We start from the raw sequence: 12,440 nt of genomic DNA, 5'->3' as shown, positions 1-12,440 counted from the left end.
CACACGGCCTGCGTTTCCTGCCGCGTGATCCATGGGCCGGTGACGCGTGTCACGCGGACATCCTCACCGCGAGCGCATGGAGGATGCGGGCCGTGGCGCCCCAGATGTAATAGGGCCCGTAGGGCACGGTGTAATAGAGCCTGCGCTGCCCGCGCCAGCGGCGCCACTGGACAGAGAACCGCGCCGGATCGGTGACGTGATCGAGGGGCACGCGGAAGATCTCGGCCACTTCGCCCGGTTCGGGGCGCTCCACGAAGGGCGCGGTGACGAGCCCCACGACCGGTGTCATGACGAAGCCGGTTACCGTTTCATGGCAGGGAAGATGCCCGATGACCTCCACCGCCTCGCTGGGCAGGGCGATCTCCTCGCGGGCTTCGCGCAGGGCGGCCGCGGTGGCATCGGCATCGGCCTTATCCACCTTGCCCCCCGGAAAGGCGATCTGGCCGGGGTGGTGCTTCAGCGCGGAGGAGCGTTTCGTCAGGATGACGCGCGGGCCGAGGGGGCTGTCCTCGATCCCCACAAGCACACCGGCGGGCCGCAAGGTGCGGCCCGCCGGCAGGATCACATCGGGGTTCAGGTCGAAATCCGTCGTCTCCGCGCCCGAGCGGCCCAGTGCGGCGCGCAGTCGGGCGAGAGAGGCGTCAGGCACCTGCGTTGCCTTCTTCCGTATCGGCGCCCTCGGCCTCGAAGCCCACGGTGGCGGGATCGAGATCGTAATGCGCGCCACAGAACTGGCAGTCCGCGGTCACACGGCCCTCGGGGGTGGTCATCTTCTCGATGTCCTTGGCCGAGTAGATCGACAGCGACTGCCGCACCTTAGCTTCCGAACAGCTGCACCCGAAGCGCACCGGCTGGGCGTCGAAGACGCGCGGCTGCTCCTCGTGGAAGAGCCGCACCAGCAGGTCGGAGGGCGAGACCTGCGGCCCAACCAGTTCCAGCGCCTCAACCGTGTTGAGGTGCATGTTCACGCGGTTCCAGTTCTCTTCCTCGTCCCCGGTCACCAGATCGGAGGCATGCAGCAGGCCGCCTTCGCCCGAGCCGCCTTCGCCCGAAACCGAAGGGGACGCCTTGGGCATCGCCTGCACCATGACACCGCCGCCGCGCCAATGTTCACCGCCACCCGGCTCGGTCGACTGGCCGAACATGAGCGAGAACCGCGTCGGAAGCTGTTCCGACTGGGCGAAGTAGGCTTCGGCACAGGCCGCGATCGAACCGCCGGCCAGCGGGGTGATCCCCTGATAGGGGGCCATGCCCTCGCCCTGGTCGATCATGATGGCAAAGTAGCCCTTGCCGACCTGATCGAAGGGCCGGCCATCAGTCAGCCGCTCCGGATCGAAGGAGGCATAGCCGCGGATCCGCGCCGGTTCGCCCGGCTCAGCCGGCGCGTAGTAATCGGTGGCGATCATCCGGACCGGCCCATCGGACTGGACCTGAAGCTGCAATTTCCAGCGCAGCTTGATCGACTCGCCGATCAGCGCCGTCAGCAGGGCGACTTCCGCAACCAGCGCCTCGACAACCGGCGGGTAATCGTGCTGTTTCAGGATGCCGTCCAGCACCCCGTCCAACCGGGCCACCCGGCCACGGATGTCGGAAACGTCCAGCTGGAACGGCAGAACCGTGTCGTCCCAGGCGAGTTTGCTGCCAATGGTCATGAGGTATCCTTCCGCACCTGTTCCTGCTCTACCCCGCCGGGGCGGCAGGAGCAACAAAGCGGCGCAGGTATGACCGATTTGCTCAGGTTTCAAGGGGCGAGACCGGACAGGAAGAAAATGAGAGGATCCCAGATGCGGCGCTACGGCGATACCCCCCGGGCAGACCGGACCTACAAGCTGCGCCCCGGCGCCTATGCTATCCTGCCGCGGGACGGCAGCCTGCTGCTGACCCACCAGATGGAGCCGGAGCCGGAATTCCAGCTTCCCGGCGGCGGGATCGATCCGGGCGAAAGCCCCCTGCACGCGCTGCACCGCGAGGTCTTCGAGGAGACCGGCTGGTCGATCGCTGCCCCGCGCCGCGCCGGGGTCTACCGCCGCTTCGTCTACATGCCGGAATACGATCTCTTCGCCGAGAAGGTCTGCGCGATCTACATCGCGCGCCCGGTACGCCGCCTGGACGCGCCCTCCGAAGACGGCCATATGGCGGTCTGGATGCCGGCCGAAGAGGCGCTCTCTCTGCTGCCCGATCCCGGCAGCCGCGGGCTCCTCGCCTCGGTCCTCGGCCAGATCTGAGGGCCACCCCCTCGGACGACGCGACCCTGCCTGCCTGTTCGGTTGCGTGGGCGGGCGACGCTTCCCCGTCGGCTCGGCACGCAGGCCCCCTCTCCGTCCGGCACCAAAATTCTTGAAACAAGAATTTTGGGAAGAAATTTCCTTAGATTTCTTCCCCGCGTGCATCACGCGGTGTGGCCCAAGGCAGATGCACCGTCCATCGATGCCTGCCCCGTTTTCTTCGAAGAAAACGGTCCGGAAAATTCGAATTTTCCGGCCAGTGCCGCCCCCGCGCGGTTCCATCAGCCGCTGTAGTCCAGCAGCACCGCCGAGACATCGTCCGGGAAATCCCGCTGCACGTTGTGCTCCCCCAGCATCCACAGCAGGCTTTCGAGCACCGCTGTCCCGGCCGATCCGCGCAATCCCTTGAGCATCCGCGCCAGCCCGGCCTCCCCCAGCAGGCGACCAGACCCATCAGGGCATTCGGTGATCCCGTCCGAGGGGATCAGCAGCCGGTCCCCCGGTTGCAGGCGGACCTCGAAACTGTCGTAGCGGGCCTCCGCCAGCAGCCCCACGGGCAGGCCACCCTGCCCCACGCGGTCCACACGGCCCGACCGGCGCTGCACCAGCGGATGCGGATGCCCGGCCTGCACCATGTGCACCCGGCCGGTCGTCATATCCGCAAAACCCAGTAACAGGGTCACATAATGCTCGGTTTCCATCTCCTCCAGCATCAGCCGGTTGAGCCGCGCTGCCACCTCGTCCGGGGCGCGGGCGCGGTAGCCGCCGCCCGGCAGGGGTGCAAGCGCCACGTTCTGATCCGGCGTCGCTGTAGAGAGATAGCCCGCCAGCCGCGCCGTCATCAGGGCCGAGGAAATCCCGTGCCCCGAAACATCCAGCGCGAAGAGGCCCACCTTCTGCCCGTCCACCGGAAAGAAGCCTACCAGATCCCCGCCAACCCGCCCGGCGGGCCGCAACATCAACGCCACCTGCGCCGGGCCGAAGTCATGGAACCGCTCGCGCACCAGCGAGAGCTGCAGCTTGCGCGCCTCGACCAGATCACTGTCGAGCGAGTCATAGAGCACCTGCAATTCATCCAGCGTCGACTTGATCAGCCGGTTCTTCTCCTGCAGCTCCTCCTGCATCCGCAAGAGCCGCTCCCCTGCGCTGATCCGCGCGCGCAGCTCGCCCGTGTTCACTGGCTTGGTGAGGAAATCATCTGCCCCGCTGTCGAGGCCCCGCGCCACCTGATCCTTTTCCTGCTTAGAGGTCAGCAGGATGAAGTAACCGTAACGCTCCAGCGGCAGTGCGCGAAAGGCGCGGCAGAAGGCCAGACCGTCCATGCCCGGCATCATCCAGTCGCTCAGGATCAGGTCGGGCGGCGCATGACGGCAGATCGCAAGGGCCTCTGCCCCGCCGGAGGCCTCCGTCACGCGATAGCCCCAGCCCCGGAGCGATGTCGCAAGGATGTGGCGCTGCAACCGGCTGTCATCCACGACAAGCACGTCCCGCCCCGGCGGATCGGCCACCTGGCCCAAATTGTCAGCGCGCGTGTTCAGGCTCACTGCCTGCCTCATGTTCCAGACCGGTCTGACGCCGGCCAGACCGGCCCTAGGCCGCGCGGCTTAAGAACGGGTGAACCCGCCAAGGCGGCTCAAATTGTCTCTAAACCGGGGGTATTCCAGATTTTGTTAAGCCTTCCGGACTACACCTGCCCGCCAATGCAGGCGGAGGCACGGAGGGCATAGCGGAGCAACACGGCGAAGGCGGCGCAGGGGGCAACACCGGGGCCGGGCCGATCGACATCGACTGGGCCAAGGCGGCAGAGCTGCGCGACGATGTGGGGCTCGACGCCTTTCAGGAGGTCGTGGACCTCTTCTTCATCGAGGTCGAGGAGGCGCTGGAGGCCCTGATGCATGGCCCCGGGCTGGAGGCACAGCTGCATTTCCTGAAAGGGGCCGCGCTGAACCTCGGCTTCACCGAATTCGCGGCGCTCTGCCAGTCGGGCGAAACGATGGCCGCCGCCGGGCGGCCGCGCGAGGTGCGCCTGCACCTGATCCGCGCGGCCTATGGCACCGCGCGGGATCATTTCCTTGCCGAATGGGAATGGCGGCTCGCCGCGTGAGGGCGGCCCCCTGATCCTTCAAAGGGATCAGATCAGGATATCGGCGAGGATCGTATCGTTGGTGATGTCGCGATAGGCAAAGCCCGCCGCGTCCAGACGCCCGTAGAGCCGGGTGAAATTCTCGGCCTCGCTGGTCTCGATCCCGATCAGGACCGAACCGAAGTTGCGCGCCGATTTCTTCAGGTACTCGAACCGCGCGATGTCATCCTGCGGGCCCAGCATGTCGAGGAAATCGCGCAGGGCCCCGGGGCGCTGCGGCAGCCGCAGGATCAGGTACTTCTTCACGCCGCGGTAGTGCTGGGCGCGTTCCTTCACCTCGGGCAGGCGCTCGAAATCGAAGTTGCCGCCGGAGGTGACGCAGATCACCCGCTTGCCGCGAATCTCCTCGGCCACATCGGCCAGCGCATCGACGGCCAGCGCGCCCGCGGGCTCCAGCACGATACCCTCGACGTTCAGCATTTCGAGGATCGTGGTGCAGACGCGATCCTCGGGCGCGGCCAGCACGTCCTCGATCCGGATGCCCCTGAGTCGCTCGAAGGGCAGCGCGCCGATCCGGGCCACGGCGGCGCCGTCCACGAAACTGTCGACCTTGTTCAGCGTCACCGGCTCATTGGCCTTCACCGCCGCGGCAAGGGACGCGCCCCCCAGCGGCTCCACGAAGGTCAGGGCCAGGCGGTCACCAAAGTAGCTGCGGATACCGGCCGAGAGACCGCCACCGCCCACGGGCAGGATGATCCGATCCGCCAGATCGGGCAGCTGGGCCTCGATCTCGGCGGCAACGCTGGCCTGCCCCTCGATCACGTCGGCATCGTCGAAGGGCGCCATGAAGTGCCCGTCGATCTGGGCGCAATGGGCCTTCGCCTCGGCCAGCGTGTCGTCGAAATAGTCTCCGACCATGCGGATTTCGATGAATTCGCCACCGAAGACGCGGGTCTTGTCGATCTTCTGCTGCGGCGTGGTCACCGGCATGAAGACGATGCCGCGGACCTCGAAATGACGGCACATGTAGGCCATGCCCTGCGCGTGATTGCCTGCACTGGCACAGACGAAGACCGGCCGCGTGCCGCCCGCCAGAACCTTGCGCATGGCATTGAAGGCGCCGCGCAGCTTGTAGCTGCGCACCGGGGTCAGGTCCTCGCGCTTGAGCCAGATGTCGGCATCGTATTTTGCCGACAGGTGATCGTTGCGCTGGAGCGGCGTCGCGGGAAAGACCGCGCGCATGGCGTGGGCGGCCTCACGGGCTGCATGTCGAAAGTCATCCATGGCTCTTCACTGGCGCAAGCCGGGAGGTTTGGCAAGATCGGCGCCCGCGCGGGGCGGCCCAGCGCCCAAATCGCCAGCATTTGCAGGCCCGGACGGGTCCGCATGCTTGTACCTGACCGGAAAACCCGGTATCGCGCAGCAAACTTCTCACAAGGGAAAAGACATGTCCGCGCCCAAGAAAGTCGTGCTGGCCTATTCCGGTGGCCTCGACACCTCCATCATCCTCAAGTGGCTTCAGACCGAATACGGTTGTGAAGTCGTCACCTTCACGGCCGACCTTGGCCAGGGCGAGGAACTGGAGCCGGCGCGACAGAAGGCCGAACTGCTGGGCATCAAGCCCGAGAACATCTTTATCGAAGATGTCCGTGAAGAGTTCGTGAAAGACTTCGTCTTCCCGATGTTCCGCGCCAACGCTGTCTACGAGGGACTCTACCTGCTGGGCACCTCGATCGCGCGTCCGCTGATCTCCAAGCGCCTGGTGGAAATCGCCGAGGCGACCGGCGCCGATGCCGTGGCCCATGGCGCCACCGGCAAGGGCAACGACCAGGTCCGCTTCGAGCTGTCCTGCTACGCGCTGAACCCCGCCATCAAGGTGATCGCGCCCTGGCGCGAATGGGACCTGACCTCGCGCACCAAGCTGCTGGAATTCGCCGAGCAGAACCAGATCCCGATCGCCAAGGACAAGCGCGGCGAGGCGCCCTTCTCGGTCGATGCGAACCTGCTGCACACCTCCTCCGAGGGCAAGGTTCTGGAAAACCCCGCCGACATGGCGCCCGACTACGTCTTCCAGCGCACCGACGATCCGGTGACCCAGGCCCCCGACGAGCCCGAGTACATCGAGGTCGGCTTTGAAAAAGGCGACGCGGTCAGCATCAACGGCGAGGCGCTGAGCCCGGCGACGATCCTGACCAAGCTCAACGAACTGGGCAAGAAACACGGCATCGGCCGTCTCGACTTCGTCGAGAACCGCTTCGTCGGCATGAAGTCCCGCGGCGTCTACGAGACCCCCGGCGGCACGATCCTGCTGGAAGCCCACCGCGGCATCGAGCAGATCACCCTCGACAGCGGCGCAGGCCACCTGAAGGACTCGATCATGCCCCGCTATGCCGAGCTGATCTACAACGGCTTCTGGTACTCGCCCGAGCGTGAGGCCCTGCAGGCGCTGATCGACAAGACCCAAGAACATGTCACCGGCACCGTGAAGCTGATGCTCTTCAAGGGCGCAGCCCGCACCGTGGCCCGCTGGTCGGATCACTCGCTCTACTCCGAGGCCCACGTGACCTTCGAAGAAGATGCGGGCGCCTACGACCAGAAGGATGCGGCCGGCTTCATCAACCTGAACGCCCTGCGCCTGAAACTGATCGCCGTGCGCAACAAGCGCGTCAAAGGCTGATCCCTGCATGAGGTAAGGGCGGCTCTCCGAGACCGCCCTTACCTTTCCGAAAGGCGACCGGGATATGCCCGGTTCGAGGGCAGGACGATGCGAAGTCCTGCCCTTTTGCCTGTCCAAACTGGACGTGAGATTGAAACGACCCACGTTGAAAGGCTAAACCCTCTAAACCTGTATGCAGATGCGAGTACCCCTTTGATCAACCATATCTGGACCAACTTCCTGTCGCCCCTTCTCGTGCGCCCCGCCCGCTTTCAAAGCGCGGCGTTGTGCTATCGTGAGGGCAAGGCCGGTCGTGAAGTCCTGTTGATCACGTCGCTCGACACCGGTCGCTGGATCCTGCCCAAGGGCTGGCCCAAGACCGGCTACGACGCCGGTGGGACCGCGCTGGAAGAAGCCTGGGAAGAGGCGGGCATCAAGCCCGCCGGTCCGCCGCCGGTCAAGATCGGCACCTACCGCTATGAAAAGCGGATGCGTGGCGGGGTTCCCGTGCCGACGGATGTCGCCGTCTTTGCCATTCAGGTGGTAAAGCTGCTGGACGACTATCCCGAGGCGGGCAAGCGCAAGCGCGAATGGGTCACCCCCGAGGTGGCCGCTGCACGGGTGGACGAAGAGGGTCTGAAGAAACTGCTTTCCGAAGTGCCCGGCATGGCACTGACGGGCAGGATCGCCTGACGACGCCTGACGGGGCCCCTTCGCGGAACGGAACGTTGACCAACACTGACGACAAGACTCGCGCCTGGCAGACGCTTGACCGGGACCTGAACCGGATCACGCGCCTCGAGGCCGCCACGCTCTACACTTCGCGCCCGCTGGTCGGCGTGGGGATTTCGCTTGTCTTCGTGACGCTGGCGGCGCTGACCGCGCTGCTCCTGACCGGGGCCGAGCCGGGATCCCTCGTCGTGGTGATCGCCGCTGCCTTCGGGGCCTACATGGCCCTGAACATCGGGGCGAACGACGTCGCCAACAACATGGGCCCAGCCGTGGGCGCCGGCGCGCTGCCGATGATGGGCGCAATCGCCATTGCCGCGATCTTTGAAAGCGCGGGCGCGCTGATCGCGGGTGGCGACGTGGTGTCCACCATCTCCAAGGGGATCATTGACCCGGCCAGCCTCTCCAACAGCACCTATTTCATCTGGGCGATGATGTCGGCGCTGCTGTCGGCGGCAATTTGGGTCAATATCGCCACCTGGATCGGGGCGCCGGTGTCCACCACCCACTCCGTCGTGGGCGGGGTCATGGGCGCAGGCATCGCCGCCGCCGGCCTCTCCGTCGTGGACTGGCACCAGATGAGCGCGATCGCCGCCAGTTGGGTGATCTCGCCGCTGCTGGGGGGCGTCTTTGCCGCCGCCATGCTGGCCTTCATCAAGTGGAAGGTGATCTACGTCGAGGACAAGATCGCCGCTGCGCGGGTCTGGGTGCCGGTCCTGATCGGGATCATGGCCGCCGCCTTTGCCACCTATCTGGCGTTGAAGGGGCTCAAGCACCTCATCCATATCGACATGCCGCGCGCGCTGACCATTGGCGGCCTCACCGGCATCGGCTGCGGTTTGGCCGCCGTGCCGCTGATCCGCCGTCAGTCGCGGGGGCTGGAGAACCGGAACCGCTCGCTGAAGATCCTCTTCCGCCTGCCGCTGGTGATCTCTGCCGCGCTGCTCTCCTTCGCCCACGGGGCGAACGACGTGGCCAATGCCGTGGGGCCGCTGGCCGCCGTGGTCTATGCCCAGCAGACCGCCGGGGTGTCCGGGCAGGTCGCCATTCCGCTCTGGGTCATGGTGATCGGGGCGCTGGGGATTTCCTTTGGCCTCGTGCTGTTCGGGCCCAAGCTGATCGCAATGGTGGGCAACCAGATCACCAAGCTGAACCCGATGCGGGCCTATTGCGTGGCGCTGTCCGCGGCTGTGACCGTCATCGCCGCCTCCTGGCTGGGCCTGCCGGTGAGTTCGACCCACATCGCCGTCGGCGGTATCTTCGGCGTCGGCTTCTTCCGGGAATGGCACGCCGAACGGCGCGCCCGCCAGATGCAGGCCACCCGCCCGCCCAAGGTCATCGCCCCGGAGGAGCGCAAGCGGCGCAAGCTGGTACGCCGGTCGCATTTTATGACCATCGTCGCGGCCTGGGTCATCACCGTGCCCGCCGCCGCGATCCTGTCGGGCATCTGCTTCGCGCTTCTGTCGCTCCTCGGCTGAGGGGCGTCAGGCCCTGAGCCGCAGCGGCGTCAGTTTCTCGTAAGAGGGCAGCGCCGCCTCGGCCAGGGTCCTGCCCGCACCCTCCAGCACCGGCATCGGCCCCTCCGCCCCGGCAAAGCCGGTGGAGCCATGCACGGCGTTGTACCAATGCGCGGCCCAGACACCGTCCTCGGCCTTGGGGCCCGCGGGCCAGTGCAGCATGGCAGGATCCCAGTCGAGGCCGAGGGCCTCGCAAAGCGCCCTGAGCGTCCCCTCCGGATCCGCGCGCACATCGGCACTGTCGAGGACCACCGGCGCATGGCCCTCGGCCGTCAGCTGATCGTAGAGCTCCGCCTGCTGGGTGAAGCCGATCTCGGCCAGTTCCGGGTTCTCGTACTTGGCCGAGAAGGAGGCCACGACGCGGGCGGGATGCCGGATCAGCAGGATGTGCTTCATCCCCGTGAACCAGTCCCGGCGAATGCCCGGCAACATGTGCTGCGCCATGTGCTTGTGATAGACATGGGGCAGCCGACCGGGGTTGGGCCCTGTCAGCTCGGCAATCACCACGTCCGGATCCGTCGGCTGCGAGGCGAGGATCGCCTCGCCCATCGGATGCACCCGCCCGGTCATGGCGAGGTAGGCGGCATAGAAGGGCTCATCCACCGCGCCGCAATCAGCCCGGTTGGCAAAGCTGTACATCATCGCGGTGGAGATATTCCGCGGCCCGGACCAGCAGGCGATCTTCATTGCGCCGCCTCCGCCGCCACGAGGTCCTTGTAGAGCGCGCGGATCCGCTCCGTCACCGGGCCAAGCTGCCCGGTGCCGATCTGGCGGCCGTCGATCTCGCTCACCGGGGTCTGGGCGCCGAAGGTGCCGGTGAGGAAGGCCTCGTCCGCGCCATAGGTATCGACGAGGGAGTAATTCCTCTCGAACACGGGGATATCATTGGCGCGGCACAGGTCGATCACCTTCTGCCGGGTGATCCCGTTCATGCAGTAATCCCCTGTCGAGGTCCAAACCGCGCCCTTGCGCACGATGAAGAAGTTGCAGGCGTTGGTGGTGTTCACGAAGCCATGCACGTCCAGCATCAGCGCCTCGTCCGCGCCCGCCTTCTCGGCGGCGATACAGGCGAGGATGCAGTTCAGCTTGGAATGGGAATTCAGCTTGGGATCCTGCGTCATGGGCAGGCCGCGCTGATGCGGGACGGTGGCCAGCCGGATCGGGCGGCCCATCCGGGGGCGCGAATGCTCCATGATGATCGCCACCGTCGGGCCGGAGCGGCTGAGCGAGGGATGCTGGAACGGGCGCACCTTGGTGCCCCGGGTGATCATCAGCCGGGCGTGGGCATCCGTCTGCATTCCGTTGGCGACGCGGGTCTCTTCCAGCGCGGCGATCACACCGGCGCGGTCCATCCCGATGTCGAGGTCGATCGCCAGCGCCGCCTCGAACAGCCGGTCGAGGTGATCGTCGAGAAAGGCCCAATGCCCATCGTAGAGACGCAGACCCTCCCAGATGCCATCGCCCAGCATGAAGCCGCTGTCATATATGCTGACCACGGCGTCGGCCTTGCCGACGATCCGGCCGTTCAGCCAGAACTTGAGGTCATCGTTGCGCGGGTCGTGTTCCGCGTCATGGGTCGTCTGTTCCTGCATGTGGGTCCCCTTTCGGGGGCGAGGCTACGCAGGTGACGTTGGAATGCCAAGCGGCGACAGGGCGCCGAGGCATGACCGTTTTAAAAGGCCGGGGCAGGTACGGCTACCGCCCCGGCAAGTCGGGATACACGAGGGACCGTGCGGAGGTTACTTCGCGGTGATCGTCGCCATGACGAGCTTGCCGTCCGGCTTAATCGGGCCGTCCTCCGTGGCGCCAAGCGTATATTCGAAGACACCCGGCGTGACGCCGCCCGCCTCCGAATGGATCATCAGCATCAGCATGTCGCCCGACGCCACGTCTTCCTGCAGCAGGGCGGCCACATCATGGTTTTCACCGGCGCGCAGCGGGGCATAGCCGACCACCGGGCCCGGCTTCATCGCGGCATCGGTGCGGTGCACCACCATCCAGCCATTTTCACCGGCAGTGATCATCTCGGCGCTGACCACGCCGTTGGACACGTCCTGGTCCATCGCCTTCACCATCGGCGTCATGGAGGAATGGCCATCGGCCATCGCGGTGGTGGCGGCCATGAGCACGGCGGCAGTCGTCAGAATGGTCTTCATATCTTCTCTCCCTTGGGTCTCTTCGGTCCCGGCACAGATCGTCCGGGGCCCGGGCGGAATGCCCGAACTGCAATAGACACGTTACGCAGGGTCAGGAGTTTCGGACCAACTGTCCGGATAACATAAGTGTGAAATACAGGATTGTTTTGCGCTGTTTTTACTGGGGTTTTCGGCCTCTTCGGGCCCGATCCGGCGCGGGTGCGGTCAGCCCGCGGCCAGCACCTCGTCCCGCGTGGGGATGGCATTGGCGGTGCCCGCACGGGTCACCTTCAGCGCGGCGGCGCGCTGTGCCAGCGTGATCGCCGTGGCCATGTCGTCGCCCCGGTCGAGCCCGGCCATCAGGTAGCCGGTGAAGGTATCGCCCGCGCCCGTGGTATCCACCACGCGCACCTTCGGCGCGGGGAAATCACGGGTTTCCCCTGAAACCGTGTCGATCCAGCGGCAGCCCTCGGCCCCCAGCGTGATCACCACCTGCCCCACCGGCAGCTTCTCGGGCGCCAGCCCGGTGGCGGCCTGCAGCTGCGCTGCCTCGATCCGGTTCATCACCAGGAGGTCGAGTTGATCGAGCACCTCCTGCACCGCCGCCGCCTCGAACGGGGCCGCCGCATAGGCCACGGTCAGGCCCTTGGCGCGGGCGGTTTCGGCAAAGGCGCGTTGCAGGTTCGTCTCGTTCTGGAAGACGGCGATATCGCCGGGCTTTGCCTCGGCCAGCGCCGACACCATGTCCGTTTCCGCGATCTGACGGTTGGTGCCGGGGAAGATCACGATGGAATTCTCGCCCTCGGGATCGAGGTAGATCACCGCATGGCCCGAAGGCCCCTCGTGCAGCGCCAGATGGGCCACATCGACGCCATAGGCCTCCAGCCGGGCGCGCATCCAGACACCATCGGGGCCCACGGCCCCGATATGCACCGCCCGCGCGCCCGCACGGGCGACGGCGACCGACATATTCGCCCCCTTGCCGCCGAGGCCCCGGTCATGGGAGAGCGCGGCCAGCGTCTCCCCCGGCGCGGGCATATGCGGCAGCCTGTAGAACAGATCCGCATTGACCGAGCCGAGGTTGAAAACCGCCAT

13 protein-coding genes are annotated in these 12,440 nt (G+C 66.3%); 5 read left to right on the top strand and 8 right to left on the bottom strand.

Annotated elements, in window-relative coordinates:
• Positions 1–49: 49 nt before the first annotated feature.
• Together LCM32_RS08040 and LCM32_RS08035 are read right to left on the bottom strand one after the other, a co-directional pair.
• Complete coding sequence (locus LCM32_RS08040) at positions 50–649, bottom strand: CoA pyrophosphatase (RefSeq protein ID WP_224820543.1); 600 nt, start codon at positions 647–649, stop codon at positions 50–52.
• The gene (locus LCM32_RS08035) at positions 642–1,652 is read right to left on the bottom strand and encodes an Hsp33 family molecular chaperone HslO (RefSeq protein WP_224820542.1); all 1,011 of its coding nucleotides are present in this window, start codon (positions 1,650–1,652) and stop codon (positions 642–644) included. Before LCM32_RS08035 ends, LCM32_RS08040 begins: the two co-directional genes overlap by 8 nt.
• A 117-nt stretch (positions 1,653–1,769) precedes the next feature.
• Between LCM32_RS08035 and LCM32_RS08030 the strand changes: the two genes are divergently transcribed.
• Complete coding sequence (locus tag LCM32_RS08030; RefSeq protein ID WP_224820541.1) at positions 1,770–2,225, top strand: NUDIX hydrolase; 456 nt, start codon at positions 1,770–1,772, stop codon at positions 2,223–2,225.
• Positions 2,226–2,506: 281 nt separating this feature from the next.
• On the opposite strand, the gene LCM32_RS08025 is transcribed toward LCM32_RS08030, so the two are convergent.
• A complete protein-coding gene (locus tag LCM32_RS08025) occupies positions 2,507–3,769 on the bottom strand; it encodes a PP2C family protein-serine/threonine phosphatase (protein WP_318246183.1) in 1,263 nt (420 codons plus the stop codon).
• Positions 3,770–4,044: 275 nt separating this feature from the next.
• Here LCM32_RS08025 and LCM32_RS08020 point away from each other — a divergent pair, with 275 nt between their 5' ends.
• Positions 4,045–4,329 carry an Hpt domain-containing protein gene (locus LCM32_RS08020; protein ID WP_224820540.1) on the top strand — a complete coding sequence of 95 codons (285 nt, stop codon included), beginning with the start codon at positions 4,045–4,047 and terminating at the stop codon, positions 4,327–4,329.
• 27 nt (positions 4,330–4,356) lie between these two features.
• Here LCM32_RS08020 and ilvA read toward each other — a convergent pair whose 3' ends face one another.
• On the bottom strand, positions 4,357–5,592 hold the full coding sequence (ilvA, locus tag LCM32_RS08015) for a threonine ammonia-lyase IlvA (RefSeq protein ID WP_224820539.1): 1,236 nt from the start codon (positions 5,590–5,592) through the stop codon (positions 4,357–4,359).
• 163 nt (positions 5,593–5,755) lie between these two features.
• Between ilvA and LCM32_RS08010 the strand changes: the two genes are divergently transcribed.
• The 3 genes from LCM32_RS08010 to LCM32_RS08000 all read left to right on the top strand — a co-directional run bounded on the left by LCM32_RS08010 (position 5,756) and on the right by LCM32_RS08000 (position 9,171).
• Complete coding sequence (locus LCM32_RS08010) at positions 5,756–6,985, top strand: argininosuccinate synthase (protein WP_222490831.1); 1,230 nt, start codon at positions 5,756–5,758, stop codon at positions 6,983–6,985.
• Between the two features lie 192 nt (positions 6,986–7,177).
• Complete coding sequence (locus LCM32_RS08005; RefSeq protein ID WP_224820538.1) at positions 7,178–7,657, top strand: NUDIX hydrolase; 480 nt, start codon at positions 7,178–7,180, stop codon at positions 7,655–7,657.
• A 35-nt stretch (positions 7,658–7,692) separates the two neighbouring features.
• Positions 7,693–9,171, top strand: coding sequence for an inorganic phosphate transporter (locus tag LCM32_RS08000; protein ID WP_224820537.1), 1,479 nt, complete (start codon positions 7,693–7,695; stop codon positions 9,169–9,171).
• Positions 9,172–9,177: 6 nt separating this feature from the next.
• Here LCM32_RS08000 and LCM32_RS07995 read toward each other — a convergent pair whose 3' ends face one another.
• The 4 genes from LCM32_RS07995 to LCM32_RS07980 all read right to left on the bottom strand — a co-directional run bounded on the left by LCM32_RS07995 (position 9,178) and on the right by LCM32_RS07980 (position 12,440).
• Entirely contained in the window at positions 9,178–9,897 is a 720-nt protein-coding gene (locus LCM32_RS07995; protein WP_224820536.1) for a sulfotransferase, read from the bottom strand.
• On the bottom strand, positions 9,894–10,802 hold the full coding sequence (locus LCM32_RS07990) for a D-amino acid aminotransferase (RefSeq protein ID WP_224820535.1): 909 nt from the start codon (positions 10,800–10,802) through the stop codon (positions 9,894–9,896). The genes LCM32_RS07995 and LCM32_RS07990 overlap by 4 nt, the downstream gene beginning before the upstream one ends.
• Positions 10,803–10,949: 147 nt before the next feature.
• Positions 10,950–11,366, bottom strand: coding sequence for a hypothetical protein (locus tag LCM32_RS07985; RefSeq protein ID WP_224820534.1), 417 nt, complete (start codon positions 11,364–11,366; stop codon positions 10,950–10,952).
• A gap of 204 nt (positions 11,367–11,570) precedes the next feature.
• On the bottom strand, positions 11,571–12,440 hold the full coding sequence (locus LCM32_RS07980; protein ID WP_224820533.1) for a ribokinase: 870 nt from the start codon (positions 12,438–12,440) through the stop codon (positions 11,571–11,573).

The organism is Pseudooceanicola nanhaiensis (assembly GCF_020171315.1).
Taxonomy (GTDB): domain Bacteria; phylum Pseudomonadota; class Alphaproteobacteria; order Rhodobacterales; family Rhodobacteraceae; genus Pseudooceanicola; species Pseudooceanicola nanhaiensis_A.
Note: the sequence above shows the minus strand (reverse complement) of the source record. Positions and strands in the feature narration are given on the sequence as shown.